26 protein-coding genes and 3 tRNA genes are annotated in these 26,607 nt (G+C 64.2%); 19 read left to right on the forward strand and 10 right to left on the reverse strand.

Features of this window, described 5'->3' with window-relative positions; genetic code table 11:
• Position 1: 1 nt before the first annotated feature.
• From B5G12_RS00670 to B5G12_RS00695, 6 genes are all read left to right on the forward strand, one after another.
• Positions 2-841, forward strand: coding sequence for a ComF family protein (locus tag B5G12_RS00670; protein WP_087322871.1), 840 nt, complete (start codon positions 2-4; stop codon positions 839-841).
• Between the two features lie 68 nt (positions 842-909).
• Positions 910-1,377, forward strand: coding sequence for a hypothetical protein (locus B5G12_RS00675; protein ID WP_087322874.1), 468 nt, complete (start codon positions 910-912; stop codon positions 1,375-1,377).
• An 80-nt stretch (positions 1,378-1,457) separates the two neighbouring features.
• A tRNA-Pro gene (locus B5G12_RS00680) sits at positions 1,458-1,535 on the forward strand.
• Between the two features lie 145 nt (positions 1,536-1,680).
• The gene (locus tag B5G12_RS00685; protein ID WP_087322877.1) at positions 1,681-2,238 is read left to right on the forward strand and encodes a hypothetical protein; all 558 of its coding nucleotides are present in this window, start codon (positions 1,681-1,683) and stop codon (positions 2,236-2,238) included.
• 134 nt (positions 2,239-2,372) lie between these two features.
• Positions 2,373-3,590 carry a chloride channel protein gene (locus B5G12_RS00690; protein ID WP_087228001.1) on the forward strand — a complete coding sequence of 406 codons (1,218 nt, stop codon included), beginning with the start codon at positions 2,373-2,375 and terminating at the stop codon, positions 3,588-3,590.
• 73 nt (positions 3,591-3,663) lie between these two features.
• Complete coding sequence (locus tag B5G12_RS00695; RefSeq protein ID WP_242955882.1) at positions 3,664-4,770, forward strand: sporulation protein SpoIID; 1,107 nt, start codon at positions 3,664-3,666, stop codon at positions 4,768-4,770.
• A 72-nt stretch (positions 4,771-4,842) separates the two neighbouring features.
• On the opposite strand, the gene hflX is transcribed toward B5G12_RS00695, so the two are convergent.
• Both hflX and B5G12_RS00705 read right to left on the reverse strand, forming a co-directional pair.
• Complete coding sequence (gene hflX / locus B5G12_RS00700; RefSeq protein WP_087322883.1) at positions 4,843-6,105, reverse strand: GTPase HflX; 1,263 nt, start codon at positions 6,103-6,105, stop codon at positions 4,843-4,845.
• A complete protein-coding gene (locus B5G12_RS00705) occupies positions 6,102-6,716 on the reverse strand; it encodes a GNAT family N-acetyltransferase (RefSeq protein WP_087322886.1) in 615 nt (204 codons plus the stop codon). The genes hflX and B5G12_RS00705 overlap by 4 nt, the downstream gene beginning before the upstream one ends.
• A gap of 129 nt (positions 6,717-6,845) precedes the next feature.
• Between B5G12_RS00705 and B5G12_RS00710 the strand changes: the two genes are divergently transcribed.
• The 3 genes from B5G12_RS00710 to B5G12_RS00720 all read left to right on the forward strand — a co-directional run bounded on the left by B5G12_RS00710 (position 6,846) and on the right by B5G12_RS00720 (position 9,896).
• A complete protein-coding gene (locus B5G12_RS00710; protein ID WP_087322887.1) occupies positions 6,846-8,627 on the forward strand; it encodes a bifunctional homocysteine S-methyltransferase/methylenetetrahydrofolate reductase in 1,782 nt (593 codons plus the stop codon).
• Between the two features lie 204 nt (positions 8,628-8,831).
• A complete protein-coding gene (locus B5G12_RS00715) occupies positions 8,832-9,620 on the forward strand; it encodes a ZIP family metal transporter (RefSeq protein ID WP_087322890.1) in 789 nt (262 codons plus the stop codon).
• A 21-nt stretch (positions 9,621-9,641) separates the two neighbouring features.
• On the forward strand, positions 9,642-9,896 hold the full coding sequence (locus B5G12_RS00720) for a heavy-metal-associated domain-containing protein (RefSeq protein WP_087228007.1): 255 nt from the start codon (positions 9,642-9,644) through the stop codon (positions 9,894-9,896).
• Between the two features lie 91 nt (positions 9,897-9,987).
• On the opposite strand, the gene B5G12_RS00725 is transcribed toward B5G12_RS00720, so the two are convergent.
• The 4 genes from B5G12_RS00725 to B5G12_RS00740 are packed head-to-tail and all read right to left on the reverse strand — an operon-like array spanning position 9,988 to position 13,127.
• The gene (locus B5G12_RS00725) at positions 9,988-10,512 is read right to left on the reverse strand and encodes a hypothetical protein (RefSeq protein ID WP_087322893.1); all 525 of its coding nucleotides are present in this window, start codon (positions 10,510-10,512) and stop codon (positions 9,988-9,990) included.
• A gap of 12 nt (positions 10,513-10,524) precedes the next feature.
• On the reverse strand, positions 10,525-11,373 hold the full coding sequence (locus tag B5G12_RS00730) for a metal ABC transporter permease (RefSeq protein WP_087322896.1): 849 nt from the start codon (positions 11,371-11,373) through the stop codon (positions 10,525-10,527).
• Positions 11,370-12,104 (reverse strand): metal ABC transporter ATP-binding protein, encoded by a 735-nt coding sequence (locus tag B5G12_RS00735; protein WP_087322899.1) that lies wholly within the window; start codon positions 12,102-12,104, stop codon positions 11,370-11,372. The genes B5G12_RS00730 and B5G12_RS00735 overlap by 4 nt, the downstream gene beginning before the upstream one ends.
• Positions 12,105-12,116: 12 nt before the next feature.
• Complete coding sequence (locus B5G12_RS00740) at positions 12,117-13,127, reverse strand: metal ABC transporter substrate-binding protein (protein WP_087322902.1); 1,011 nt, start codon at positions 13,125-13,127, stop codon at positions 12,117-12,119.
• A 224-nt stretch (positions 13,128-13,351) separates the two neighbouring features.
• Here B5G12_RS00740 and B5G12_RS00745 point away from each other — a divergent pair, with 224 nt between their 5' ends.
• The gene (locus B5G12_RS00745) at positions 13,352-14,743 is read left to right on the forward strand and encodes an MATE family efflux transporter (RefSeq protein WP_343286613.1); all 1,392 of its coding nucleotides are present in this window, start codon (positions 13,352-13,354) and stop codon (positions 14,741-14,743) included.
• Between the two features lie 186 nt (positions 14,744-14,929).
• Positions 14,930-15,784: an RICIN domain-containing protein gene (locus tag B5G12_RS00750; protein ID WP_087322905.1), complete on the forward strand. Its 855-nt coding sequence runs from the start codon at positions 14,930-14,932 to the stop codon at positions 15,782-15,784.
• A 108-nt stretch (positions 15,785-15,892) separates the two neighbouring features.
• Here the strand turns inward: B5G12_RS00750 and B5G12_RS00755 are convergent.
• A tRNA-Pro gene (locus B5G12_RS00755) sits at positions 15,893-15,968 on the reverse strand.
• Between the two features lie 34 nt (positions 15,969-16,002).
• Positions 16,003-16,076, reverse strand: a tRNA-Gln gene (locus B5G12_RS00760).
• Between the two features lie 222 nt (positions 16,077-16,298).
• Between B5G12_RS00760 and B5G12_RS00765 the strand changes: the two genes are divergently transcribed.
• From B5G12_RS00765 to B5G12_RS00790, 6 genes are all read left to right on the forward strand, one after another.
• Positions 16,299-17,378, forward strand: coding sequence for a 6-phosphofructokinase (locus tag B5G12_RS00765; RefSeq protein ID WP_087322908.1), 1,080 nt, complete (start codon positions 16,299-16,301; stop codon positions 17,376-17,378).
• Positions 17,379-17,802: 424 nt separating this feature from the next.
• Positions 17,803-18,675, forward strand: a complete 873-nt coding sequence (locus B5G12_RS00770) for a transporter substrate-binding domain-containing protein (protein WP_087228014.1) — start codon at positions 17,803-17,805, stop codon at positions 18,673-18,675.
• A 74-nt stretch (positions 18,676-18,749) separates the two neighbouring features.
• Complete coding sequence (locus tag B5G12_RS00775; RefSeq protein ID WP_087322911.1) at positions 18,750-19,388, forward strand: amino acid ABC transporter permease; 639 nt, start codon at positions 18,750-18,752, stop codon at positions 19,386-19,388.
• A 13-nt stretch (positions 19,389-19,401) separates the two neighbouring features.
• Positions 19,402-20,187, forward strand: a complete 786-nt coding sequence (locus B5G12_RS00780; RefSeq protein WP_087228016.1) for an amino acid ABC transporter ATP-binding protein — start codon at positions 19,402-19,404, stop codon at positions 20,185-20,187.
• 142 nt (positions 20,188-20,329) lie between these two features.
• Entirely contained in the window at positions 20,330-21,217 is an 888-nt protein-coding gene (locus tag B5G12_RS00785; protein WP_087228017.1) for an aldose 1-epimerase family protein, read from the forward strand.
• On the forward strand, positions 21,181-22,320 hold the full coding sequence (locus B5G12_RS00790; protein WP_144064073.1) for a DUF3810 domain-containing protein: 1,140 nt from the start codon (positions 21,181-21,183) through the stop codon (positions 22,318-22,320). Before B5G12_RS00785 ends, B5G12_RS00790 begins: the two co-directional genes overlap by 37 nt.
• Before the next feature lie 67 nt (positions 22,321-22,387).
• Here B5G12_RS00790 and proS read toward each other — a convergent pair whose 3' ends face one another.
• Both proS and acpP read right to left on the reverse strand, forming a co-directional pair.
• Positions 22,388-23,827 (reverse strand): proline--tRNA ligase, encoded by a 1,440-nt coding sequence (proS, locus tag B5G12_RS00795; protein ID WP_087228019.1) that lies wholly within the window; start codon positions 23,825-23,827, stop codon positions 22,388-22,390.
• A gap of 93 nt (positions 23,828-23,920) precedes the next feature.
• Entirely contained in the window at positions 23,921-24,160 is a 240-nt protein-coding gene (gene acpP / locus B5G12_RS00800; protein WP_087228020.1) for an acyl carrier protein, read from the reverse strand.
• 183 nt (positions 24,161-24,343) lie between these two features.
• On the opposite strand from acpP, the gene dapF reads away from it, so the two are divergent.
• Both dapF and B5G12_RS00810 read left to right on the forward strand, forming a co-directional pair.
• Positions 24,344-25,210: a diaminopimelate epimerase gene (gene dapF / locus B5G12_RS00805; protein WP_087322917.1), complete on the forward strand. Its 867-nt coding sequence runs from the start codon at positions 24,344-24,346 to the stop codon at positions 25,208-25,210.
• 52 nt (positions 25,211-25,262) lie between these two features.
• A complete protein-coding gene (locus tag B5G12_RS00810) occupies positions 25,263-26,456 on the forward strand; it encodes an LL-diaminopimelate aminotransferase (protein WP_087228022.1) in 1,194 nt (397 codons plus the stop codon).
• The last annotated feature ends 151 nt before the right edge of the window (positions 26,457-26,607 follow it).

Below are 26,607 nucleotides of genomic sequence, written 5' to 3' on the forward strand. Positions count from 1 at the left end.
GATGCGGGCGGGACTGGGCGGCTACACCAGGCCGGAGATCCTGCTGCGGCAGGCGCTCGGGCTTGTACTGCCCCGCCGGTGCCCTTTCTGCGGGCAGGTGTTGGGCTGGGCGCCCCAATGCCCCGATTGCGCCGGTATGCTGAAAAACCGCGCACGGCATCCCCAGGGCCGGAACCTGCCTCTTTCGGGCATCCAGCCCGGGACCCTCGCCTGGGCTGCGTCCGCTTTCTGGTATGAGGGCACTGTGCGCAGCGCCATCCGCCAGGCAAAGTATGACCGCAAGCCCTGGATCGCGGTGCAGCTGGGCTGTCTGCTGGCCCAGCAGATGTTTGGGGTCCGGGTGGATGTGCGGGGCGGGGTGGAGATCCCGCGGCCTGCGGCAGACCCGGTCACCGACTGTGACCTGATCGTGCCCATGGCGTCCTCGGGGCGGGGCAGGGCTTATAATGTCCCGGCCCTGATGGCCTACCCGCTGGGTCATGGCCTGGGGATCCCGGTGGACGAGGCTGCCCTGCTGCGCACCCGCCGCGGGACGGCGCAGGCCGGGCTTTCGGGCCAGGAACGGGTGATCAACGCCATGGGGTTGTTCCGGGCAGACGCCGACCGGGTAGCCGGACGACGGGTGCTTTTGCTGGACGATGTGATCACCACCGGCTCAACGGTGTCCGCCGCGGCCCAGGCCCTGCTGTATGCAGGGGCCGAGTGGGTGGGCGCTGTGAGCTTTGCCGTCCCCTGGGAAAATCAGACGCTGCCCGCGTATCCCGGCATCCCCTTTGAGGGGAGAGGGGAGGGCCAGTGGGAGGACGCCGGTCCGGAGGAAGACGAAGAGATCCCATTCTGAAAACGGGAACCGATTTGCCGCAGCGCTCCTGCGGCAAATTTTCCTGTCCATAAAGGAGGAGCTGCATCATGAACCCGAGAAAACAGAGATTTTATATTGCGGCGGCCGCTGTGCTGGCCCTGGTGGCCCTGGCCTGGTCTTTGCTGGGCAGCCCGGTGGTGCTGTGGCACAATCACCAGCTGAAATCGGCCCTGACCGGCCTCACCGACACCACCATCACCCTGGAGCAGGCGGTGCCTTTCAGCTGGGACGAGGTGTATACGTTTGCGCCTTATACCCCGGTGGAGGAGATCCAGCAGGTGATCGGCGCCCAGAGCTACAACCTGCGGGAGGCACAGAGCGAGGGGATGCTGCAGCTGGTCTTTCTGGACGAGGGCGCAGTGACCGCCGCGATCTGCGGCTTTCCCGCCGAGCTGGGCTATGAGATCGTGTTTCCCGACGCGGCCGGCACAGACCCCGGCCCTATCACCCACGGCGAGGACATCTCTTTCACGGTGGAACGCACAGAAGGCGTGGTGCGGCTGACCGCCGCATAAAAGCGGGAAAAAACCCTTGACAAAACCAGTCCGGTCCGGTATAATAATGAAGCTGTAAGCCGCAAGGCGCACAGCAATATCCGGGTGTAGCGCAGTTTTGGTAGCGCGCTTGAATGGGGTTCAAGAGGCCGTGAGTTCGATTCTCGCCACTCGGACCAAAAGACCGTCAGCATGAGCTGGCGGTCTTTTTTCGTTGCAAAAACAGGATAGATATGCTAAAATTAAAACATAAACGAAAAACGCCTGGCTTATAAAAACCAAAGCGTTTCGCGTGTGCCACCTAGTCTGGAGGAGGTTGTGATCATGAAGAAATTTTTCAGTATTCTGTCCGCTGCTCTGGTATTCTGTCTGGGAATATCTATACTGAATGTGAGTGTTTTTGCGGATGAACCCTTGCAGGTCCTGCATTACATTGACCATAAATACAGCGATGGTACAGAAAGTCCTGATTTTGTGGAGTATAGGGATACCGATGTGTCCAAGCTGACGGAAGGTACACCGCTGCTGCTGGGAGGAATGCCGGACTATAACGCTATTTACAACGATGGAACAAACAATTACATCGGATACAATACCAACCAGGGAACGGTATGGTATCTTTGCACAGGTCCTTACAGCCCCGAGATTTTAAAGATCATTCCGGAAGGGCTTCCCGAAGGTGTTGTTCCGGAGGGCGCTGAACTGAGTAAGATCTGGGTGGGCGGTACCTATGCTGGCCTGCTGGAGGCCAATCAGATGCCTGTCCTGGATATTCAGCGGGGGCTTGCTCTTTATGACTGGGAGCAGACCACAGTGATGTCGTATCTGGATGGCAACTGGTCTTCCCTTCAGCGTAAGCTGGAAAGTATGCAGCAGGGCTGACCGGGCATATTTTGCCCCTTCAGGTTTTATGGGCCTGAGGGGGCGTTTTTATGCGGCGAGAAATACGTGAAAATCGGGTCTGGAGAAAGAAATTTTTCGCGTCCCGATCTACAATTCAACAAGGAGTGGGAAAAATGAAGGATCGTGTGGGCCCGATGGTCAGCGGCTGGCTGAAACGGGCGAGGCAGGAGGCGCTGCTGGTGGTGCTGGCAGCGGCAGCCGGCGGGATCGCCGGGGTGCTGACGGCGGTGTTTGGCCGGGGCGTGCTGGCGGTGACCGCCCTGCGGGAAGCGCAGCCCTGGCTGCTGGTGCTGCTGCCCGCAGGCGGCGCGGTGATCTGGCTGGTATACGCCCGTTGGGGCAAGGAATGCAGCCGGGGCATGGCCCTGGTCTTTGATGCGGAAGAAGGCCGCCGGGAGGACGTGCCCCTGCTGCTGGTGCCTCTGGCGGTAGGGGCTACCTGGCTGGGCCACCTGCTGGGGGCCAGCGTGGGCCGTGAAGGGGTTGCCGTCCAGATCGCGTCGGCGGGGGCCAGCCTTCTGACGCCGGCCCTGCAAAGGCAGCAAGACCGGCGCCGCCTGCTGGTGGCGGGGGTGGCGGCCGGTTTTGCGGGGCTGTTCTGCACCCCGCTGGCGGCGGTATTCTTCGCGCTGGAACTGTTCCGCGCGGGGGTGGCGGTATACGACGCCCTGCTGCCGGCTTTGGTGGCTGCATGGACCGCATCGGCGGTCAGCGGGCTGCTGGGGATGGCCCCGTCGGCGGTGGATCTGGGGATCGCGGCTCCGGCCCTGACAGGGCCGGTCCTGCTGCGGCTGGCGGTGCTGGGCGCTGCCTGCGGTTTGGCGGGCTGGCTGTTTGTGGCCCTGCTGCACGGCCTGAAAGACCGTCTGGGCCGCTGGCTGCCCAATCCCTGCCTGCGCATCGTGCTGGTGGGAGCGCTGGTGGCGGTCATAGGCTTTGCCACAGGCAGCCGCTACAACGGCCTGAGCGAGGGCCTGTCGGCGGCGGCCATGGCAGGGGGCAGCCTGTATGCCTGGGACTGGCTGGCCAAGCTCTGCCTGACGGCGGTGTGCCTGGCGGCGGGGTTCCAGGGCGGCGAGGTAGCCCCGCTGTTTACCATTGGCGCGGCGCTGGGCGCGGTCCTGGCTCTGCCTCTGGGCCTGCCGGTGCCCCTTGCTGCGGCCCTGGCTTATGCGGCCGTGTTTGCGGCGGGGACCAACACCCTGGCCGCCCCCATCCTGGTGGGGCTGGAGCTGTTCGGCGGGGAGTATTTCGGCTGCTTTGTGCTGGTGTGCGCGGCGTCCTATCTGTGCAACGGGGGCCACTCCATCTATCCTCAGGCCAAAAGTTAAAATTCAGCCTTGCCCCGCGGGGCGGGTTTATGGTACACTTTACCAAAATAAACATAGCAGGAGGATGAATGGTTTGAAGATCACAAAGCACATCGCAAGACGGCTGGCGGCTCTGGCCCTGGCCGGGGTCATGACCCTGGCGGCGGCGCCGCAGGCTTTGGCGGCGGACACCATCGGCGGGGCGGATACCGCACAGGTGCCCGTCAGCCGGGAACTGGAACAGGAAAACTGCATCCAGTGGCTGCTGGACCTGTTTGGCCTGGGAGGCAGCGACAAGATCACGGTGGATTATCTGAACGTCCGGGGCCAGGGGCTGCGCCGCAACGTGCGGATGGACCTGGTGGACTGCCTGGTGGGCATCACCTACACCGAGCTGGGTTCGATCGGCAGCTATGCTGAGATCTCGGACCGGGCCGCCGCCGAGGCATGGAAGGCCCAGGCCATCGCCATCCACTCCTATCTGGAGTACCAGAACCAGTATGGCTCCTCGGCCAACGCTCTGACCTACACGCCGGTGGATCAGATCCCTTCCGCCACCCGCCGCAAGATGGAAAACGCCATCCGGGATGTGGCCGATCTGGTGCTGGTCTATGACAACGGCAGCGGCTGGTCGGTGTGCGACGCGGTGTTCTCCTGCAGCGCCGGCTACAACACCCAGACCGGGGTGTACGGCACCTGCTCGGCCCTGGATGCCTGGGGCACCGATGTGCCCTACCTGCAAAGCGTCGAAAGCCCCTATGAGGAGCAGTACCACAACATCCTGCGCCGGGTGATCGGCAAGGATTACCGGATGCTGGAGTATAACGACAGCCGCCACCCGGACGAGCCCTACCGGAGCGCCGACACCAGCCACAAGAGCCTGGGCGGCTTTGTGCAGTACGATACCCTGGTGGTGAATGGCCGCAGCTACCGCTACCTGAACCAATTCGTCAGCTCCCGGTACTGCTTCGACTTCACCGCCGACCAGGACGGCACCCCAGCCATGGCGTACTATGGCTATGGCCACGGTGTGGGGATGAGCCAGTGCGGCGCAGTGGGCTTTGCCCAGGAGCGGGGGTATGACTACCGTCAGATCCTGTCCACCTACTACACCGGCACCCGCCTGATGGACAGCAGCGACGGCAGCGTGAGCTCGGGCGGCTGGAACCTGTTCGACTGGCTGTTCGGCTGGCTGTTCTGAACAGACCCTCTATAAACTATAAAAAAAGCCCGCCCCTGGAAGATGGGGGCGGGCTTTGGTCGTATCCGGGGGTCAGACCAGGTAGGGCTGGTAAAGATGCAGGTCCTCCCGCTTGACGATGCCCTCGAGATAGAGGCCGTCGGGGCGGTATTCCTCGGTCAGGACGCTGCCCCGCTGGCGCATGGGGCCTGCCAGGGACAGGGCATCGTAGGGCAGCAGCACCTGGATGGTGCGCACCCGGTCGGCCAGAAGCTGGTCCAGCCGCTGCAAAAGGCGGTCCAGGCCCAGGCCGGTCTTGGCGCTGGTCAGCAGGATGTCGGGGTCGAAGGAGGCGGCCCCGGGTTTGTCGCACTTGTTGTAGAGGGTGATGCGGGGGATATCGGCGCAGTCCAGGCTGTCCAGCACCTGGGCGGTGACGGCCAGCTGCTCCTCCCGCAGCGGATCGGAGGCGTCCGCCACCTGAAGGATGACATCCGACCAGGCGGCTTCCTCCAGGGTGCTCTTGAAGGCTTCCACCAGATTGTGGGGCAGCCGGGACACAAAGCCGACCGTGTCCACCAGCAGCACCGCCATGCCGCTGGGCAGCACCAGCTTGCGGCTGGTGGGGTCCAGGGTGGCGAACAGCATATCCGCTTCGGCCACGCTGGGGCCGCACAAAGCGTTCATCAGGCTGGATTTGCCCACGTTGGTGTAACCCACCAGGCTGACCACCGGCATACCGGTCTTGGCCCGGGCCCGGCGGCTCTCCCCGCGGCGCTTTTCCATTTCGGCCAGACGGGCGGCCAGGGTATCGATGCGGGCGTGGATGTGGCGGCGGTCCAGCTCCAGCTTGGTCTCGCCGGCGCCTCGCCGTGCGCCTGCTCCGCCGCCCCCGCCGCCGCCCTGGCGGCTGAGGCTTTCGCCCATCCCCTGGAGCCGGGGCAGACGGTACTTCAAAAGGGCCAGCTCGGTCTGCAATTTGCCTTCCCCGGTCACGGCGCGGCTGCGGAAGATCTCCAGGATCAGCATGGTGCGGTCGATCACTTCCACCCCCACCGCCGTCGAGATATTGCGGATCTGGCTGCCGGTCAGCTCACCGTCAAAGACAGCGCACTGGGCCCCCAGCTGCTGGGCGGCGAGGCGCGCTTCCTCCAGCTTGCCGCTGCCCAGAACGGTGCCCGTCTCAGGGGTGGAGCGCTTTTGCACCACCTCGCCCACCGCCTCCATGTGGTTGGCCTCGCACAGGGCGGCCAGTTCTTTCAGACTGCGCTCGCAGTCAAAGGCCCCCTGGTCCAGCGCCAGCAGCAGGGTGGGGGTAGGGGGCGTTTCCACCAAAATATCGTATAATTCGCTCAAAGTGTGTCCTTTCTCGTCTGCCAGGCGTCCCGCGTCAAAAGATAGGTATGGCAGGGCACCGGCGTGCCGTCGAATTTGTGGTAGGTGTCGTCGTGGTGCCAGACAAAGCCCGCCTTCTGCATCACCCGGCCGCTGGCGGGGTTTTCCACCGCGTGACAGCAGGCCAGCCACCGGCTGTCCGTCCGGGTGAACCAGTAGTCCACCGCAGCCCGCAATGCCTCAGTCATGAAGCCTTTGCCCCACCAGGCGCGGCCGATGCAGTAGCCCGGTTCCCACACCCCCTGGGAGGTATCGAAGCCCAGACTGCGCCAGGTTTCGGCGGCCCCGGGCTCGCCCATCCGGTCGTCGCAAAAGCCCATCGTGCCGAACACCTCGCCGGTGACCTTGTCCACCAGGCACCAGTGGTAGTAATCGGGGTTTTGGTACAGCTCGTCCCAGGCCGTCAGCAGGGCGAAGGTCTCGGTTTCGTCCTTGTGGGGTTCCCACCGCATATAACGGGTGACGGCGGGGTCGCTGGCCCAGTTGCGGTACATGGCCGGGGCGTCCGCCGGGGCAATGCGGCGGAGAAGCAGCCGGGGCGTTTCGATCTCTTGTGTGCCGGCATGGCGCATGGTGCATTCCTCCCTTGGTTCATGTGGAGACAAATATAGCATATATGCGCCCTTTATGCAAGAGGCGCTTGACAATTTGGCCCGGACCGTTACACTGGTAGCATAAACCACCGAAAGTGAGACGGAACTATGAAAAATGCGCGTGAGATCCTGAAAGACCGCGTCCTGTTGTTTGACGGGGGAATGGGCACCTATTACAAGGCCCGGCCGGGGCTGGAGTGCGAACAGGCCAACCTGGAGGACCCGGCGGGCATCCTGGCGGTGCACCGGGAATACCTGGCGGCAGGGGCTCAGGCCCTCAAGACCAATACCTTCGGCCTGCCCCGGATGGCGGCAGCCCATGTCCCCGGCTGGCAGCAGCTGGCCCGGGCCGGCTGGGAGCTGGGAGCCCAGGCTCTGGCAGAGGCAGGGGGAGAGGGCGCCCTGTTCGCGGACATGGGGCCCGCCCCCGACACCGAAGCCGACCCCGCTGCCCAGAGCTACAAGGCGGTAGCGGAAGTGTTTTTGGAGCTGGGGGCGGAAAATTTCCTGTTTGAGACCCTCAGCAGCGACGCCGGCCTGGCCGAAGCTGCGGCCTATATCAAGAGCCGGCGGCCGGACGCCTTTGTGCTGGTATCCTTTGCGGCGCTGCCCGACGGCTACACCCGGGAGGGCCTGTCCTGCCGGGAGATGGCGGCCCGGATGGCGGCCTGCGGTCAGGTGGACGCCGTGGGCCTGAACTGCCTGCTGCCCCCCGGCGCCATGGCCCCGGTGCTGCAAGGGGTGGCGGGCTGCGGGCTGCCGGTATCCGCCATGCCCAACGGAGGCTACCCCCTGGTGACCCGCAGCCGTGTGGTCTACCGGGGCAGGCCCGATTACTTTGCCCGGGAGATGTGCCGCATCCGGGCCGGGGGCGCGGTCATCCTGGGAGGGTGCTGCGGCACGGCTCCCGCCCACATCGCGGCGCTGCGGCAGGCCCTGGAGGAAACGCCCATACCCATTTGCGGGACCGAAGCTCCGGCCCCGCAGCCCGAGGCCCAGATCCTGCCGGCGGTCTCCGACCCCTTCCTGCGCAAGCTGGCCCAGGGGGAGCGGGTGATCGCGGTGGAGCTGGACAGCCCCCGGGACGCCGACCTGACCGGTTATATGGCCAGCGCCCGGCGGCTGCAGCAGGCCGGGGTGGACGCGCTGACCATTGCCGACTGCCCCATTGCCCGGGCCCGTGTGGACGCCAGCCTGACCGCCTGCAAGCTGCGGCGGGAGCTGGGGCTGGTGGCCATGCCCCACATGACCTGCCGGGACCGCAACCTGAACGCCATCAAAGCCCTCCTGCTGGGCCTGTACGCTGAGGGGGTGCGGGAGGTGCTGGCCATCACCGGGGACCCCATCCCCACCGCCGAGCGGGACGAGGTAAAGAGCGTCTACCAGTTCAACTCCCGCAAGCTGGCGCGGTACATCCACGCGCTGGCGGGGCCGGGGGAGGCCCTGCCGGGGATGACGGTATTCGGGGCGCTGAACCTCAACGCCCGCAACTTCGACGTAGAACTGCGCCGCGCCCAAGAAAAACAGGACAGCGGGATGGCGGGCTTTTTGACCCAGCCGGTGCTGTCGGCCCGGGCGGTGGACAACCTGCGCGCCGCCCGCGCCGCCCTGCCGGGGGCCAAACTGCTGGCCGGCATCATGCCGGTGGTCAGCCACCGCAACGCCCTGTACATGGAAAATGAGATCAACGGCATCCACGTGGAGGACAGCATCATCCGCCGGTACGAAGGGGCCGACCGGGCCCGGGGCGAGGAGCTGGGCCTGGAGATCTCGCTGGAGATGGCGCGGGCCGCCGGGCCCTGGGCCGACGGCTTTTACCTGATGACTCCCTTGGGCCGGGTGGGGCTGATGGAGCAACTGGTGCAGGCCATCCGCCGGGAGGGACTGTGAACCGGCCTTGACAAGCGGGCCGCCGCACACTATAATGGAGCCAGAGGGCCGCTCGCAAAGCCGGGGCGGCCTTTGGCTGGACTTTCTGGTTTGCTATAACAAACCAAGAAACCTGGAAGATTGTGTGTCCGACTCACGGACAGAGCGAGGAAAGGAGAATAGAATGGAGGGAGAAGCGACTGGATAGAAACGAGGTAACGATTTATGCTGAGCAAGGTCATGTGGGGGATACTGATCCCCTTTTTGGGCACTTCTTTGGGGGCGGGATGCGTCTTTTTGATGCGGCGGCAGCTGCATGAGCTGGTGCGGCGGGGGCTGACCGGCTTTGCCGCCGGCGTGATGGTGGCGGCGTCGGTGTGGAGCCTGCTGATCCCCGCGCTGGAGGAAGCCGGAGCCGCCGGCATGGGGGTATGGTCCTTCGTGCCTGCCGCCGGCGGATTCTGGGCGGGCGTGCTGTTTTTGCTGGCGCTGGATCATCTGATCCCCCACCTGCACCAGAATGCCCGCCGGCCCGAGGGGCCGCCCGCCCGGCTGCCCCGCATCACCATGATGATGCTGGCGGTGACGCTCCACAACATCCCCGAGGGGATGGCGGTAGGGGTGGTGTACGCGGGATATCTCACCGGTGCGGCGGATATCTCGGCGGCAGGGGCCCTGGCTTTGTCGCTGGGCATTGCCATCCAGAACTTCCCCGAGGGCGCCATCGTATCCATGCCCCTGCGGGCTGAGGGCGCGTCCCGGCGGCGTGCCTTTGCGGATGGGGTGCTGTCCGGCATCGTGGAGCCGTTGGCCGCGGTGTTCACCATCCTGGCCGCCGAACTGGTCCTGCCCGCCCTGCCCTGGCTGCTGGCCTTTGCAGCGGGAGCCATGCTGTATGTGGTGGTGGAGGAACTGGTGCCCGAGATGGCCGGCGGACAGCATTCGGACATTGGCCCGGTGGCTTTTGCGGCGGGCTTCACCCTTATGATGGCCCTGGACGTGGCTCTGGGATGAGACAACAAGGAGGACGGAACGATGTACAAGACGACCGCGAAGATCGACGGGATGGCCTGCGGGATGTGCGAGGCCCATGTGAACGAGACGGTGCGCAAAGCTTTTGCAGTGGAGAAGGTCACCTCCTCCCACCGGCAGGGTACCTGCACCATCCTGTCCCGGCAGCCCATTGAGGAGCAGGCCCTGGCCGCCGCCCTGGAGCCCACCGGCTACCGTGTGGTATCGGCCCAGTGCCAGCCCTATGAGAAGAAGGGGCTGTTTGGCTTTGGACGCTGATACGCTGAAAAAGACCGCCGATCAGGCGGTCTTTTTTGCGGCGTATGTGTCCCGTCCATCCGCACATGTCGGCTGGACGGGACTTTTTTGCTCATTCAAATACGGCGTCGGTCAGATGGAGATAGCGGAAGCCGTTTTCTTCGTACAGCTCCACCGTGCCCACCACCCGCACCTGGCTGCCCTCGGCGGGGTAGTCCTGGGGATAGGCGGCGGACGGGTCCGCCAGCTCAAACTCCAGCCCCTGGGCGCAGCAGGCCAGGGCGTCCTCGATGACGCAGTAGAAGAAGTTCTGGCTCAGGTCCTCTTCTCCGTCCATGGTGTAGCCGTGCTCCACCGAGAACTCTCCCTCCATCCGCACTGTCTTGCCCAGATAGGGGATGGGGTCGTACATCAGATTGCTCACCTCGGCAAATACCATGGTGCTGCTGAGGGTGGTCAGATCCACGTCCACAGGAGCCGGCTGGCTGACGGCCTGGGGCTGGCTGGCCGGAGCAGAGGAGACCGAGGGCGAGGCCGGCTGGCTGGCCGGGGACTCCGGCGTGCCGGCCTGCCTGCCGCATCCGGTCAGGACAGCGGCGGCCAGCAGCAGGGCTGCACAGCGGGCAAAGGGGTGCATAAGGACCTCCTTTCAGGCGGCGCGGCCGGTGACGGCCCCCGCCAGCGCGAACAGCGCGAACACGCCCAGGTCCACCGCCACGATGGTGGAGCCCACCGGGGTGCCCGCCAGGATCGAGATGAGGATGCCGGCGGCGGCGCAGACCACCGATACCACGGCGGCGCACACCGTCACCGCGCGGAAGCTCTTGAACAGCCGCATGGCCGACAGGGCGGGGAAGATGATGAGGGCCGAGATGAGCAGCGAGCCCACCAGGTTCATGGCCAGCACGATGATCACCGCGATGACCACCGCGATCAGCAGGCTGTAACGGCCCGCAGGCAGGCCGGTGGCCGCCGCAAAGGCTTCGTCGAAGGTGACCGCGAAGATGCGGTCATAGAACACCACGAACAGGGCGATGACCACCACCGACAGCACCACACACAGCCACACCTCGGCCCGGGTGAGGGTGAGGATGGAGATGGAGCCGAACAGAGTGCTGCACACATCCCCCGACAGGTTGGTGCTGGTGGAAAAGAGGTTCATCAGCAGATAGCCCACCGCCAGGGTGCCCACCGACAGCACCGCGATGGCCGCATCCCCCTGGAGTTTGGCGCCCCGGCCCCCCCGCAGCAGCAGGATGGCCGCCGCTATCGTCACCGGCAGCACCAGCAGCATCTCGTCGGTCAGGTTGAACACTGCCGCCACCGCCAGGGCGCCGAAGGCCACATGGCTCAGCCCGTCCCCGATGAAGGAGAACCGCTTGAGCACCAGCGTCACCCCGAACAGGGAGGCGCACAGGGCGATCAGCACCCCCACCACCAGGGCATAGCGCACAAAGGGGAAGGTGAAATAGTATTGCAGCGTCTCAAATGCTGTCACTGGGGGTCACCGCCTTTCGGAAAGTCCTGGGAGCAGGGGGCGAACATCCGGCCCGCCCCGCTGGCCGCGTAGGCGGCCGCCGTGCCAAAGAACAGCCGCTGGCCCTCCCCGATGTGAAGGATATGGCTGGCATATCCCACCGCCGCAGAGATGTCGTGGGAGATCATGATGACGGTGATGCCGTCCTGCCGGTTCAGCCCGGCGATCAGCTCGTACAGCTCGGCGGTCACCTTGGGGTCCAGGCCGGCCACCGGCTCGTCCAGCAAAAGCAGCTTGCGGGTGGCGCACAGGGCCCGGGCCAGCAGGACGCGCTGCTGCTGGCCGCCCGACAGCTCCCGGTAGCACCGCCGCGCAATGGGGGTGATGCCCAGCCGCTCCATGTTGCGGGCGGCCAGGGCCTTTTCCTCCTTGCCGTAGAAGGGGCGCAGGCCGCACCGGTTCAGGCAGCCCGACAGCACCACCTCCTGTACGCTGGCCGGGAAGTCCCGCTGGATGGGGGTCTGCTGGGGCAGGTAGCCGATCTCGTTTTTGTGCAGGCCGTCCCCAAAGACGATCTGCCCCGACAGAGGGGACCGCAGGCCCAGCAGGGTCTTCATCAGGGTGCTCTTGCCCGAGCCGTTTTCCCCCACGATGCACAGGTAGTCCCCCTGCTCCACCGTGAAGGACAGGTCCTCCACCACCCGGGTGTTCTCATAGCCCAGGGCCAGATGTTTACAAGTGATCAGTGCCATAGCGTATCTCCTTTATGCGGCGCAGCCCAGTGCCTGCCGCAGAACGTCCAGATTCTGCTCCATCAAAGACAGGTAGCTGACCCCCGCTTCCACATCGCCGGCGTTCACCGCCTGCATCGAGTCGATGGTCAGGATGGCCGCGCTGCGGTCTGCGGTGTTCTGTACGATGGTCTGGGCCACCCGCTGGTCCGAGTTCTCAATGGTCAGCACGGCGGGCAGACCCAGCTGGTCCACCTTGCCGGCCAGAAAAGCGATGGTCTCAAAGCTGGCCTCGGTCTCGGCCGAGCAGCCGGGGAAGGCGGCGTAATAGTCCAGGCCATAATCTTCCACCAGATACCGGAAGGGAAACCGGTCCCCGAACAGCAAGGTATCCACCGTCCCGGCGTCCACCGCCGCCTGGTAATCGGCGTCCAGGGCCTCCAGCTGCCGGCAGTAGGCCGCCGCGTTGTCGGCATAGGCCTGGGCGTTGTCGGGGTCCAGCTGGCCCAGAGCATCGGCAATGGCGCCGGTCAGCAGCTGGGCGTTGCGGAGGGAGAGCCAGATGTGCTCGTCGTATTCGGCCTCCTCGTCATGGCTGTGGCCTTCGTGGTCCTCGGCCTGCATCCCCTCGGCCAGCTCCTCCAGCCGGGCCTGGCTGCCCAGCTGCTCCAGCATGGACACCGTCTGCATGGCGGGATTGACCGCCTCGGCCAAAGCGTCCTCCACCCAGCTGTCCGAGGTGCCTCCGATATACAGGAACAGATCGCAGGAGGACACCCGCAGCATATCCTGGGCGGTGGGCTGGTAGCTGTGCATATCCACGCCGGTGTCCTGCAGCCAGGTCAGTTCCACGCCGGGAACCTCCCCGATCACCTGCCTGGCCCAGTCATACAGGGGGAAGATGGTGGCCACCACCTGTATGGTGTCCTCCTGGGGGGCGGCATCCGGACGGCTGCCCGAAGGGCTCTGGCCGCAGCCCGCCAGCAGCCCGAGGGCCAAAACAGCAGCCGACAGGGCAGAAATAAGACGTTTGGGTTTGAACATAAAAGCGTTCCTCCGATAAAAGCAAGCCCGCGTTGGGGCGAATTTGCAACTTGACTGCAAATTATTATACACAGGGCCGGGGCGGTTGTCAATCGGGTTTTGGTGATTTTCCTACAAAACAGCCCGGTATTTTCTGTGCAGGATGGCAACAGCCCCGTCCGCTCGACAAAGAATGGGGAATGATGTATACTATTGTAAAAAAACAGGTACAGGGAGCGTGCAGCATGATGTCCCAGCAGGAAAACGCCCAGAAGGCGCAGTTCATCAAAATGACCCAGACCCCCATCCCCAGGCTGGTGATGGGGCTGGCGGTCCCCACCATCCTCAGTATGCTGATCACCAGCATCTACAATCTGGCGGACACCTTTTTTGTAGGACAGCTGTCCACCAGCGCTTCGGGAGCGGTGGGGGTGGTGTCCAGCCTGATGGCGGTGATCCAGGCCATCGGGTTCATGCTGGGGCATGGGGCGGGCAGCGTCATCAGCCGCAGCCTGGGCAGCGGGGATACCCACAAGGCGTCCCGGTTCGCCTCCACCAGTTTTTTCACCGCCATAGGGGCGGGAGCGGTGCTGGGTGTGTGCGGCATTGCAGGGCTGACAGGACTGGTGCGGCTGCTGGGCAGCACCGAGACCATCCTGCCCCACGCCCGGGCCTATGCCTTTTACATTTTGCTGGCGGCTCCTTTTATGATGTCCAGCCTGGTGATGAACAACATCCTGCGCTATGAGGGCAAGGCCAGCTTTGCCATGGTGGGCCTGGTGACAGGCGGCCTGCTGAATATCCTGCTGGACCCTCTGTTCATCTTTGGGTTGGGGATGGGCACCGGGGGCGCGGGGCTGGCCACCGGCCTGAGCCAGATGGTCAGTTTCGGCATCCTGCTGTCCATGTATCTGCGGGGCAAGACGGTCAGCAAGCTGGCCCTGAAAAATTATACCCGCGCCCCGGCGGACCTGGTCCTGATCCTGACCACCGGCCTGCCCAGCTTTGGACGGCAGGGCCTGGCCAGCTTTGCCAGCATGATGCTCAATGTGGCGGCCCGCCCCTATGGAGACGCGGCGGTGGCCGCCATGAGCATCGTCAGCCGGATCTTCCAGTTTTTGCAGTCGGTGGCCCTGGGGGTGGGGCAGGGATTCCAGCCGGTGGCGTCCTATAATTATGGCGCTCAGAAGTTCCACCGGGTGCGGGCGGCCTGCATCTTTACCATGGAAGCGGGGATGGTGCTGCTGACCGTCCTGGCAGGACTGAGCCTTGCCGGAGGGGATACTCTGGTGCGCCTGTTCCGGGATGACGACGCGGTCACCGCCATCGCGCTGCCCGCCTTCCAGTGGCAGTGCGCCGCCACCCTGCTGCAGCCGGTGCTGGTGTGCAGCAATATGCTGTTCCAGAGCGTGGGCAAGTCGGTGCGGGCCACCTTCCTGTCCTGCTGCCGACAGGGGATCTTCTTTATCCCGCTGATCCTGGTGCTGCCCCGGGTGTGGGGGCTGGCGGGGGTGCAGTACAGCCAGCCCATTGCCGATCTGCTCAGTTTCTTCGTGGCGGTGCCCTTTATGGCGCAGTTTTTGGCCGAACTGGACCGGATGGAAGCCCGGGTGCAGGCCGGCCAGGCCCCGGAATGATCCAAAACGCGCCGGCCTGTGTCTCTAAAAATTTTGAGGTAAGAGCCTGGGTTTTGTGCAAGTTGATGAAAGAACGCCCACATACTTGTGAAAAATTACGACGGGTGGTATAATTCCACCAAGAACTCGAATGCCCGGGCCCGGCAGGGCGGGGCCAACCTGATAATCTGCGTGGAGGGATAGACCATGAAAACCATCGAACAGACCTCGATCAAGGCCGGCAGCTACTACACCATCGCCGCCGCATCCGGCTGTGTCATCGAGTATGTGGGACAGGCGGCTGACGGCGCCCAGCTGCGTCTGGGCAAGTACCAGCACAAGCCTGAGCAGGAGTGGTCCTTCGTGCGGGTAGGGGACAACGCCTACCGCATCCACTGCCGTGCCAACAACAAGGTGGTGGACCTGGTGGCCGCCGGCACCGGCCGGGGCACCTGGCTGCACCTGTGGGACGATGTGATGGGCAGCTCGCAGGTGTGGGTGCTCACCCGCAACAACGACGGCACCGTGCAGATCAGCAGCCCCTGGGCCAGCGGCAAGTGCGTGGATACCGTGGGGATGGGCAGCCCTGAGGGGGCCATCCTGCAGATCTGGGACAAGACCCCCGGCGACGACCAGCATTGGCTGATCGCTCCGGTCCGGGAGCGCAAGGGCACGGCCAAGGCAGAGGAGGCCGAAAAGACCCAGACCGCCGCCGTGGAGGCCGCCCCCGCAGAGCAGGCACAAACTGCCGGGGCACAAACTGCCGGGGCACAACCTGCCGAGGCACAGCCTGCTGAGGCGCAGCCGGCTGAAGCGGAGTCTGCTCCCGCACAGGCTGTGGAGGAGAAGGCCGCCGAGCCGGCTGCTGCGGAAAAGCCCAAGCGCTGTGCCTGCCGCACCAAGAAAGCGGCGGAGGCTCCGGCTGCCGAGACCGAAAAGGCCGGGACTGCCGCTGAAAAAGCTCCGGCTCCCAAGAAGGCTGCTTCCCGCAAGAAGGCTGCCGGGACGGAGGCTGCGCCCAAAAAGCGCGCCGCCCGCACCAAAAAGACGGCCGACAAATAAGTAAGACGTGCAGAATGATGCCCCCGCTGTCCGAAACAGGATGGCGGGGGCTTTCTGCTGCGGCCGGCAGAACAACAAAAAAGACGAATGCCATCAAGCACTCGTCTTTGGTCGGAGCAGCGGGATTTGAACCCACGGCCTCCTAGTCCCGAACCAGGCGCGCTACCAGCTGCGCTATGCCCCGAAAATACCGCAGCCTTTTGTGCTGCGGTTAGGTTTGGTTGGGGATGAGAGAATCGAACTCCCACAAGTAGAGTCAGAGTCTACCGCACTACCACTATGCAAATCCCCATCATTCAGTTTGGGCCAGGTGCCGCGCCCTGCCGGGCCGCCGCCGCTGACAAGGGATATTATACCTGAACAGGCCGCCTTTGTCAACACCTTTTTTTACTTTTTTGCGGCGGCGCATTTTCTTATGAAATAAGGCCAAAAACCTTGACAGCGAGCCCCTTTCGGGCTAATCTTATACATAAGATATGGGCCTGTGCCCAAGACAAGGAAAAGAGGGTTTAGAATGAAGAAACGTGTTGGCATCCTGACCGCCGGCGGCGACTGCCCCGGCCTGAACGCGACCATCCGCGGCGTGGCGAAAGCGCTGTACGTCCGCATGGGGGACAACGTGGAGATCATCGGCATCCTGAACGGCTACCATGGGCTGATCAACGGGGACTACAAAAAGATGCAGCCCGACGATTTCCGCGGCCTGCTCACTTTGGGCGGCACTATCCTGGGCACCAAGCGCACCCCCTTCAAGATGATGCAGGTCATCGAGGAGGACAAGATCGACAAAGTGGCCGCCATGAAAAAGACCTATAAGGATCTGAAACTGGACTGCCTGCTGTGCCTGGGCGGCAACGGCACCCACAAGACCGCAAATCTGCTGTCGCAGGAGGGTCTGAACATCATCGGCCTGCCCAAGACCATTGACAACGACATCTATGGCACCGATGTGACCTTCGGTTTCCACACCGCGGTGGAGATCGACACCGAGGTGATCGACCGCATCCACACCACCGCCGGCAGCCACAGCCGCGTGATGTGCATCGAGATCATGGGCAACAAGGCGGGCTGGCTGACCCTGTATGCCGGCATTGCCGGCGGCGCGGACATCATCCTGATCCCCGAGCTGCCCTACGATATCGATCGTGTCTGCGCCGCGGTGGAGCGCCGGGCCAAGAACGGTTCCAACTTCTCCATCATTGCGGTGGCCGAGGGCGCCATGAACGCCGAGGAAGCCCGGATGAAGCGCAAGGAATGGGCCGCCAAGCGGGCCGAGGCAGGCTTTGGCGCTACCGCTACCAACCGCATCGCCGCTGCCATCCAGAAAAAGACCGGCCTTGAGACCCGTGTGTGCATCCCGGGACATATGCAGCGCGGCGGCACCCCCTGCGCCTATGACCGTGTGCTGTCCACCCAGTTCGGCAGCCATGCAGCCAAGCTGGTGGAGGCCGAGCGCTATGGCGTCACGGTGGCCATGGTGAACAACCGCGTGGTGGAGAACCGCCTGGAGGATATTGCAGGCAAGAGCCGCAATATCCCCGAGAGCTGCGATCTGCTCACCGTCGCCCGCCGCATGGGCATCAGCCTGGGCTGACATGCTTTGCCGCGTCCTGTGGCTGCGCAGCCGAGCCGCGTCCTGCGGACGGAACAGGCGAGGCGGAGCAGGGGCCGCGGTCTGAATTTTCAAGCGCATTGCATGCGCCGGAAATTCAGGGCACCGCAACCCGGACGAAACATCCCAAACCCAACAGCACATCAGCCTCCGCCGCCCTGTCAAAAGGACGGCGGGGGTTTTTGTATGAATAGCTTCTTGACTGCGCACCAATGCATAAAACTTGCAAAAACCGGACTCGTTTTGTATAAAACGCCAAAAATGTCCTGCGGCGGGATTTGCCCCCTTTACAACCGGGAGCGGGTGGGGTATAATCCAATACGTTATCACTGCATCGCTTTACCACAGTAGAATGATAGCGCGGAGGGGCCGCGCCCGGCGTGCAGCGCGTAGGGAGGAGATTACGATGAGAAAGTTGAAAAAGGCAGTTTCCCTGATGATGACGGCGGCCATGTGCCTGTCCTTTGCAGCCTGCGGCGGCTCCGCCAGCTCTGCTTCGTCCGCTTCGTCTGCGGCGGCTTCGTCCGGCGCGGCAAGCCAGGAGGCAGCTTCGGCCGCTTCGAGCGAAGCGGAGAGCGATCTGGCCTATGTGCAGGACAAGGGCACTCTGGTGGTGGGCATGACTGACTTTGCCCCCATGGATTACCGGGACGAGAACGGCGAGTGGATCGGCTTTGACGCCGACATGGCCAAGGCGTTTGCCGAGTACCTGGGCGTGGACGTGGAATTTCTGGAGATCAACTGGGACAACAAGCTGATGGAGCTGGACACCAAGGGCGTGGACGCCATCTGGAACGGCATGACCATCACCGACGAGGTGACCAACGGCGCGTCGGTGTCCCAGCCTTACTGCAACAACGGCCAGGTGGTGGTGGTGCCTGCTGAGAAGGCTGCCGACTACCAGACCACCGACAGTCTGTCCGACCTCGCCTTTGCGGTGGAGAACGGCTCGGCGGGCGCCGAGCAGCTGGACGCCCTGGGCATCCCCTATGTGGCCAAGACCACCCAGGCCGACGCCCTGATGGAGGTGGCTTCGGGCGCTTCGGACGCCTGCGTCATCGATCTGCTGATGGCGGGCGCCATGATCGGCGAGGGCACCAGCTACCCCGACCTGACCTACACCGTCCAGCTGAACAGCGAGGAGTACGGCGTGGGCTTCCGCAAGGGTTCGGATCTGGTGGACGCCTTCAACACCTTCTGGCAGGAGGCCTATGCGGACGGTACCGTCACCGAAGTGGCCACCACCTACGGCGTGCAGGAATCCCTGATCGCCTACTGAACCGAAGCATGACGATGGCAGCGGCCTGGCCCTTGGGGGGCGGGCCTGCTGCTGTGTAAAAGGAGAGGAAGTTTATGCTGCTGACCGTTACCCTGAGCTTGCTGGAGGGCCTGGGCACCACCATGGAACTGTTCGCCCTGACCCTGCTGCTGGCGCTGCCTTTGGGCCTTGTGATCGCCCTGGGGGCCATGAGCCGGCTGCGGCCTCTGCGGTGGCTGGTCAGCACGGTGGTGTGGGTGGTGCGCGGCACCCCCCTGATGATCCAGATCCTGATCATCTTCTACGGCCCGGGCCTGCTGTTCGACCTGCCCCTGCTGCCCCGGTTCGGGGCGGCGCTGCTGAGCTTTGTCATCAACTACGCCTGCTATTTTTCCGAGATCTACCGGGGCGGCATCCAGTCCATCCCCCGGGGCCAGTACGAGGCGGGCGAGGTGCTGGGCATGACCCGCAGCCAGATCTTCTTCAAGGTGACGCTGCTGCAGGTGGTCAAGCGGATCGTGCCGCCTATGGGCAACGAGTTCATCACCCTGGTCAAGGACACCGCCCTGGTGCGGGTCATCTCGGTGTACGAGATCATCTGGATGGGGGAATCCTACATCAAAAAAGGGATGATCTGGCCCCTGTTCTATACCGCCGTGTTCTATCTGGCGGTCAACGGCATTTTGACGCTGCTGTTCCGCTGGGCTGAGAAGAAGCTGGATTATTTCCGCTGAGGAGGGGGACGCCATGGCCATTCTGGAAGTCAAGAACATCGAAAAGCACTTTGGCGCCACCCGGGTGCTGGAGGACATCAGCTTTGAGCTGGAACAGGGCCAGGCCCTGGCCATCATCGGCTCGTCGGGGTCGGGCAAGACCACCCTGCTGCGCTGCCTGAACTTTTTGGAGGCCCCCGACCGGGGGCAGATCGTAGTGAACGGGGAGACCCTGTTCGACGCGGCCGATCCCGCCACCCAGCGGGAAGGGGAGGTGCGGCGCAAGCGGCTGCACTTCGGGCTGGTGTTCCAGTCCTTCAACCTGTTCCCCCAGTACACGGCCCTGCAGAACGTCATGCTGGCCAAGCAGCTGCTGGCCAAAGAGCAGCCCGGCTACAAAGAGAACAAGGCGCAGGTGAACGCCGCCATCGAGCAGGAAGCCCGCGAGCTGCTGAGCCGGATGGGCCTGGCCGACCGGGCCAACCACTACCCCCACCAGCTGTCGGGCGGCCAGCAGCAGCGCGTGGCCATTGCCCGGGCGCTGGCCCTCCACCCCGATATCCTCTGCTTTGACGAGCCCACCAGCGCCCTGGACCCCGAACTGACCGGGGAGGTGCTGAAGGTGATCCGCAGCCTGGCCGAACAAAAGACCACCATGATCATCGTCACCCACGAGATGGCCTTTGCCCGCGATGTGGCAGACCGGATCATCTTTATGGACGGCGGCGTGATCGTGGAGCAGGGCGACGCCCGCCAGGTGATCGAACGCCCCCGCCAGGAGCGCACCAAGCAGTTCCTGGCCCGCTATTCGGAAAACTGAATCCCGGCCCCCGCTGCCCGCATCCGGACGGCGGGGGCTTTTGCTGCCTGCTGCGCCCCAAAGAGGGCCCGGGCCTTGCCCCGGCGGGGCGGAAGGTGTATACTGAAACTATCTCGACCTGACTTCATAAGGAGGTATATCCATGCAGGCAACCATTCGCAACGACTTTCTTACCTTGACCGTGGATACCCATGGGGCGGAGGCGGTCAGCGTCCAAAACGCCCAGGGCCAGGAGATGCTTTGGCAGGGGGACAAATCGGTGTGGGGCCGCCATGCCCCCATCCTGTTCCCCTGGACCGGCAAGCTGGCCGGGGGCATCCTGACCCACGCAGGCAAGAGCTATAAGGGCGGCCAGCACGGCTTTGCCCGGGACCTGGAGCACACGCTGCTGTCCGATGGACCCGACGCCATCCGTCTGGAGCTGCGTTCGGACGAGCAGACCAAAACCAATCGCTTCCCCTATGACTTTGTGCTGGAGAGCACCTTCCGGCTGGACGGCAAGACGGTCTGCCACACCCTGACCGTCACCTGCCCCGAGACGGCGGCCGAACCCTTGCCCTTTGGCATCGGGTACCATCCGGCTTTTGCGGTGCCTTTTGACAGCCAGCACACCACCACCGACTACGAGTTCCGGTTCGACCGGCCCGAGAGCCCGGTGATCCTGGATGCCCGGCCCAACGGACTTTTGTCGGGGCGGTGCTATTACCAGTGGAAGAACGCACAGTCCATCCAGCTCACCGACGAGCTGTTTGCCAACGACAGTTTCTGCATGGCGGGGCTGCGCAGCGAAACGCTGGGCATCTATGAGAAGGACACCGGCCGCAGCGTCACCTGCCGGATCGCCGGCTTCCCCTATACCCTGATCTGGAGCGCCAAGACCGACAAGGTGCGCTTTGTGTGCATCGAGCCCTGGCACAGCCTGCCCGCCGCCGAGGCGGACGGCCCCTCCTGGTCCAAGCGGGCGGCGGCCGCCATCCTGGAGCCGGGCCAGCAGTGGCAGACCACCCTGTTCACCACCTTCGACCGGTGAGGGCACTGGGCTGCTGGGCACTGGCCCATCGCGGGGCTCTGGCGGCTCTGGCCGGCGCCCTGGGGGCTGTGGGCCTGTTCTTGGTATTCCGCTCGGACCGCGCCGCCATGGACTGGTGGGTGGCGCGGGTATCCATGCCGGTCAAGCGGTTTTTGGGCGCCGTGTGCGATCCGCTGCCCTTCAGCGTCTGCGAGGCGGGGGCCACGATGCTGATCCTGGCGGCCTTCCTGCTGCTGGCCCGGGCCCTGTGGCAGACGGCCCACGGCAGCCCCGGGGCCTTAGGGACCTGGACGCTGCACCTGGCAGTGGTGGTGCTGTGGGGCTATGCGGCGGTGTGCGGGCTGTGGGGCACCCAATATTATGCGGCTTCCTTTGCCCAGCAGGCGGGGATGGCCGCCAGCCCGGTCACGGCCGCCCAGCTGGAAGCGGTCACCCGGTACTTTGGACAGCAGGTGGCGGCCTGCGCCGGCACGGTCCCACGGGATGGGGAGGGCCGGTTTGCGGTGGCCCGCAGCGCCATCCTGGAGGACACGGAGGGCCTCTACGACGGCTTGACCGGGGACTGGCCCTTTCTGGAGGGGCCGGCCCGGAGGCCCAAGCCCGCCTTCTATTCCCGGCTGATGAGCGCCTGGGGCTTCACCGGATATCTGTGCCCCCTTACAGGGGAGAGCACCCTCAACGTGGACTGCCCGGCGGTGTTCCTGCCGGTGACGGTGGCCCATGAATTTGCCCATCAGCGCGGGGTAGCCGCCGAGCAGGAGGCAAACTTTGTGGGGATCCTGGCATCCATCACCAGCGGCAAGCCCGCCTATATTTATTCGGGGTGGCTGTATGGCTACCTGCATCTGTCCAACGCCCTTTACCGCACCGACCCCCAGGCCGCAGCGGCCCTGTCGGCCCGGCTGCCTGCGGGGGCTGCGGCCGACTTTGCAGACAACAACGCCTACTGGGCCGGCTGGGAGGGCCCGGTGCGCACCGTCGGGGAGTCGGTGTACGACAGCTTCCTGCGCAGCTATGGCCAGGATCTGGGGATGCAGAGCTACGGCGCCTGCGTGGACCTGCTGGTGGAACACTTCCTGCCCCTGTGCGGCCCGACCGAATAAAACGACCCCCGCTGTTCCTTTCGGGAACAGCGGGGGTCGTTTTTATCTTACAAAGAGAGCAGGGGCCTTAGTACGCTACGCCCCAGTAGACCATCGCCTTGGCGGGTTTGCCGCAGCAGGGGCATACGTCGCTCAGATGCTCCTGGACAAAGGGCATACAGCGGCTGGACAGTCCGGCTTCCTCTTTCATCTTCAGCTCGCAGGCCAGGTCGCCGCACCACATGGTCTTGATGTAGCCGGTGTTTGCGGCGGCCAGCTCCTTCACCTGGTCCATGGTGGTGGCGGCCCAGGTGCGCTTTTCGCGGTTTTCCAGGGCGCGCTGGTACAGATCGTGGGTCAGCTGCTCCAGCAGGGCAGGAATGGCGGTCTCCAGCTCATCCAGGCTGACAAAGATCTTTTCCCGGGTATCCCGGCGCACCAGGACGCACTGGTTCTTCTCCAGATCCTTGGGGCCCAGCTCCAGACGCAGGGGCACGCCCTTCATCTCCCACTGGCTGAACTTCCAGCCGGGGGCGTTGTCGCTGTCGTCCAGCTTCACCCGGGCGTAGCGGGCGATGCCGGCGGCCACTTCGGCGGCCTTTTCGGCCACGCCGGGCTTGTGGGGAGCGATGGGCACCACGACCACCTGCCAGGGTGCAATGGCGGGGGGCAGGATCAGGCCGTCGTCATCCCCGTGGGTCATGATGATGGCGCCCACCAGACGGGTGGAAACGCCCCAGCTGGTCTGGTAGGGATGGTGCAGCTGGTTGTCCCGGCCGGTGAAGGTGACGTCGTAGGCCCGGCTGAACTTGTCGCCAAAGTAGTGGCTGGTGCCGCTCTGCAGGGCCTTGCCGTCCTTCATCATGGCCTCGATGGTGTAGGTGGCCTCCGCCCCGGCAAACTTCTCCTTGTCCGTCTTGCGGCCCTTCACCACGGGGATGGCCAGGTCGTCCTCGCAGAAGCTGGCGTAGCAGTTCAGCTGGGCCATGGTCTCTGCTTCGGCCTCGGCGGCGGTCTCATGGATGGTGTGGCCTTCCTGCCACCAGAATTCCCGGCTGCGCAGGAAGGGGCGGGTGGTCTTTTCCCACCGGATGACGCTGCACCACTGGTTGTACTTCATGGGCAGCTCCCGGTAGCTGTGCAGCACGCGGGACCAGTGGTCGCAGAACATGGTCTCACTGGTGGGGCGCACGGCCATCCGCTCTTCCAGCTCCTCGCTGCCGCCCATGGTCACCCAGGCCGCCTCGGGGGCAAAGCCCTCCACCAGCTCCCCTTCCTTTTTCAGCAGGCTCTCGGGGATCAGCACCGGCATGGCCACGTTCTCGTGGCCGCTGGCCTTGAAGCGGGCGTCCAGATTCTTCTGGATGTTTTCCCAGATGGCCTGGCCGTAGGGCCGCAGGATGATGAAGCCCTTCATGCTGGAATATTCCACCAGCTCCGCCTTCAGGCAGATGTCGGTGTACCACTGCGCAAAGTTCTCTTCCTGGCTGGTGATGGCCTGAACCAGTTTTTTCGTCTCTTTTGCCATTGTTATCCTCCTCATGGCCGTGCGCCAAACGCTCTGCGTTCCGCACGAGCCGTCAGTAAAGGCCCCGCCGGGGCGGCTGGGGCCGTCAGAGCATCAGTTGTCCAGATGGCTGTCCACAAAGCGCACCACGTCGCCCACGGTATGCAGGGACTCGATGGCGTCATCGGGCACCTCGATGCCGAATTCGTCCTCCAGGGTCATCACCATGTCCACGATGTCCAGACTGTCTGCGTCAAAATCGTTCAGCAGGTCGCTGTCCATGGTGATGGTCTGGGGCTCGACGCCCAGCTGCTCGGCCAGAAAGCCGCGGATCTTCTCAAATGTACTGTCCATACTCTTGGTTACTCTCCTTTGGTTTTTGAAATCGGGCGGCCCGGGACCGTCCTTTTACGAAATGCCTTATTAAGATATATCGTAAGCCATGGCCGTTGTCAAGCCCTGATTTGCGAAAAGCGGTTGCCAGAACGGCCTTTGCCCATTATAATAAGAGGCAGGACACCGAAAGGGGATGAGGCCATGAGACTGAGTTTCACCAAAATGCAGGGCTGCGCCAACGATTATATCTACCTGGACTGCCGCACCGGGGGCCCCCCGGCGGACATTGCGTCGCTTGCCCGGCAGCTGTCGGCCCGGCATGTTTCGGTAGGTGCGGACGGCGTGATCTGCATCTGCGCCCCACAGACCACCGGCGCTGCGGCCACCATGCGGATCTACAATGCCGACGGCAGCGAGGGGATGATGTGCGGCAACGGCATCCGCTGCGTGGCCCAGTGGCTGCGCACCCACGATCCCGACCTGGCCGGGGCGGATACCCTGCTCATTGACACCCGCAGCGGGCCCAAGACCCTGCGCTGGCAGGGACAGGGGAGCGATGCCCGGGAGGGGCTGTGGCAGGTGGAGATGGGCCGGTACAGCCTGCTGGCCGACAGCCTGCCCGCTGTGAACATGGGGCCCGGCCCGCTGGTGGACTGTACGCTCCATGCCGCGGGGCGCGACTGGCGCGTCACCTGCGTCAGCGTGGGCAACCCCCACTGTGTGGTGGTGGTGCCCGACGTGGACAGCCTGGACCTTGCAGCCATCGGCCCCGCCTTTGAGAAGCATCCCAATTTCCCCCGGCAGGTCAACACCGAGTTTATCCAGCCCCTTGGACCGGACCGGCTCAAGATGCGGGTGTGGGAACGGGGCAGCGGAGAGACCTGGGCCTGCGGCACCGGCGCCTGCGCCAGTGTGGCGGCCGCCACCCAGCTGGGCTTGTGCGATCCCGGGCAGGATATCCGGGTGCAGCTGCGGGGCGGCGTGCTGACCATCCGGGTGCTGCCCGGCCAGGACCTGCGGATGACGGGCCCCGCCTTCACCGTGTGTGAGGGAGAGGCTTTGCTTTGAACGCGTCCGATCCATCGTTGAACCACCAAATGGCAGAAAGGACCCTTTGACTATGAAGATGAACCATCATTACAGCGAACTGAAGGAAAGCTATCTCTTTGTGGAGATCAACCGCCGGGTGACCGAGTACCAGAAGGCCCATCCCGGCTGCGACATCATCCGCATGGGCATCGGGGATGTCACCCGTCCCCTGGCCAAAAGCGTGGTGGAGGCCATGACCGCCGCCGTCCAGGAGATGGGCACCACCGAAGGCTTCCACGGCTACGGCCCCGAGCAGGGCTACGATTTCCTGCGCCAGGCCATCCAGAGCTATTATGCGGGCCGGGGCGTCCAGCTGGAGGCCAGCGAGATCTTTGTCAGCGACGGCGCCAAGAGCGACCTGGCCAACATCCTGGGCCTGTTCGATGCGGACAACACCGTCCTGGTGCCCGACCCCGTCTACCCCACCTATGTGGATGACAACATCACCGACGGCCGCAAGGTGATCTATGCCCCCACCAGCCGGGAGAATGACTTCCTGGCCATGCCCGACCCCGCAGTGCACGCCGATATCATCTACATTTGCAGCCCCAACAATCCCACCGGCGCCGCCTACGACCGCGCCCAGCTCAAGCAGTGGGTGGACTATGCCCTGGCCAACGACGCCGTCATCCTCTACGACGCAGCCTATGAGTGCTTTGTCTCGGAGGAGGGCCTGGCCCGCAGCATCTTTGAAGTGGAGGGGGCGCGCCGGTGCGCCATCGAGATCTGCTCCTTCTCCAAGATCGCGGGCTTCACCGGCACCCGCTGCGGCTACACCGTGGTGCCCCACCAGCTGCAGCGGGAAGGGCTGGAGCTGAACAAGCTCTGGCTCCGCCGCCAGACCACCAAGTTCAACGGGGTGCCCTACATCGTGCAGCGGGGCGCAGCCGCTATCTTTACCCCCGAGGGAATGGCCGAGATCCAGGCAAACCTCGACTATTACCGCCGGAACGCCAAAGTGCTGGCCCAGGCGCTGGACCAGGCCGGCATCTGGTACTGCGGCGGCCACAACAGCCCCTATATCTGGATGCGCTGCCCCGGCGGGATGGACAGCTGGACCTTCTTTGGCTGGCTGCTGGAGAAGGCCAATGTGGTGGGCACCCCCGGCGTGGGCTTTGGCCCCTGCGGGGAAGGCTATTTCCGCCTGACCGCCTTTGGCGACGCCGAAAAGACCAAAGAAGCCGCCCGCCGCATCCAGGAGGCCGTGCGCTCTCTGGAGGGCTAAGCGCAAGAGCTGCAGCGCTCATGCGCCTTGCATCTGGCGTTTTCTGGCGAATATCTCAGCATGTTTGACTTCTCAGATACACCCTGACGGACGGGGATTCGTCCTTGCAAAACAGGGCGAAATATGCTATACTGCACACAGGCTTCCGCCT

The sequence above is a fragment of the Faecalibacterium sp. An58 genome (genome assembly GCF_002161515.1).
Classification (GTDB): Bacteria; Bacillota; Clostridia; order Oscillospirales; family Ruminococcaceae; genus Faecalibacterium; species Faecalibacterium avium.

Bases quoted from the DNA above. Each gene is read 5' to 3' on its own strand.
- acpP (WP_087228020.1), bottom strand. From the start codon at position 24,160: ATGGACAGTACATTTGAGAAGATCCGCGGCTTTCTGGCCGAGCAGCTG.
- B5G12_RS00785 (WP_087228017.1), top strand. From the start codon at position 20,330: ATGCAGGCAACCATTCGCAACGACTTTCTTACCTTGACCGTGGATACC.
- B5G12_RS00675 (WP_087322874.1), top strand. From the start codon at position 910: ATGAACCCGAGAAAACAGAGATTTTATATTGCGGCGGCCGCTGTGCTG.
- B5G12_RS00745 (WP_343286613.1), top strand. From the start codon at position 13,352: ATGATGTCCCAGCAGGAAAACGCCCAGAAGGCGCAGTTCATCAAAATG.
- B5G12_RS00750 (WP_087322905.1), top strand. From the start codon at position 14,930: ATGAAAACCATCGAACAGACCTCGATCAAGGCCGGCAGCTACTACACC.
- B5G12_RS00740 (WP_087322902.1), bottom strand. From the start codon at position 13,127: ATGTTCAAACCCAAACGTCTTATTTCTGCCCTGTCGGCTGCTGTTTTG.
- dapF (WP_087322917.1), top strand. From the start codon at position 24,344: ATGAGACTGAGTTTCACCAAAATGCAGGGCTGCGCCAACGATTATATC.
- B5G12_RS00705 (WP_087322886.1), bottom strand. From the start codon at position 6,716: ATGCGCCATGCCGGCACACAAGAGATCGAAACGCCCCGGCTGCTTCTC.
- B5G12_RS00725 (WP_087322893.1), bottom strand. From the start codon at position 10,512: ATGCACCCCTTTGCCCGCTGTGCAGCCCTGCTGCTGGCCGCCGCTGTC.
- B5G12_RS00690 (WP_087228001.1), top strand. From the start codon at position 2,373: ATGAAGGATCGTGTGGGCCCGATGGTCAGCGGCTGGCTGAAACGGGCG.
- B5G12_RS00710 (WP_087322887.1), top strand. From the start codon at position 6,846: ATGAAAAATGCGCGTGAGATCCTGAAAGACCGCGTCCTGTTGTTTGAC.
- B5G12_RS00715 (WP_087322890.1), top strand. From the start codon at position 8,832: ATGCTGAGCAAGGTCATGTGGGGGATACTGATCCCCTTTTTGGGCACT.
- B5G12_RS00780 (WP_087228016.1), top strand. From the start codon at position 19,402: ATGGCCATTCTGGAAGTCAAGAACATCGAAAAGCACTTTGGCGCCACC.
- B5G12_RS00775 (WP_087322911.1), top strand. From the start codon at position 18,750: ATGCTGCTGACCGTTACCCTGAGCTTGCTGGAGGGCCTGGGCACCACC.
- B5G12_RS00770 (WP_087228014.1), top strand. From the start codon at position 17,803: ATGAGAAAGTTGAAAAAGGCAGTTTCCCTGATGATGACGGCGGCCATG.
- B5G12_RS00810 (WP_087228022.1), top strand. From the start codon at position 25,263: ATGAAGATGAACCATCATTACAGCGAACTGAAGGAAAGCTATCTCTTT.
- B5G12_RS00735 (WP_087322899.1), bottom strand. From the start codon at position 12,104: ATGGCACTGATCACTTGTAAACATCTGGCCCTGGGCTATGAGAACACC.
- B5G12_RS00670 (WP_087322871.1), top strand. From the start codon at position 2: ATGCGGGCGGGACTGGGCGGCTACACCAGGCCGGAGATCCTGCTGCGG.
- B5G12_RS00765 (WP_087322908.1), top strand. From the start codon at position 16,299: ATGAAGAAACGTGTTGGCATCCTGACCGCCGGCGGCGACTGCCCCGGC.
- B5G12_RS00720 (WP_087228007.1), top strand. From the start codon at position 9,642: ATGTACAAGACGACCGCGAAGATCGACGGGATGGCCTGCGGGATGTGC.
- proS (WP_087228019.1), bottom strand. From the start codon at position 23,827: ATGGCAAAAGAGACGAAAAAACTGGTTCAGGCCATCACCAGCCAGGAA.
- B5G12_RS00685 (WP_087322877.1), top strand. From the start codon at position 1,681: ATGAAGAAATTTTTCAGTATTCTGTCCGCTGCTCTGGTATTCTGTCTG.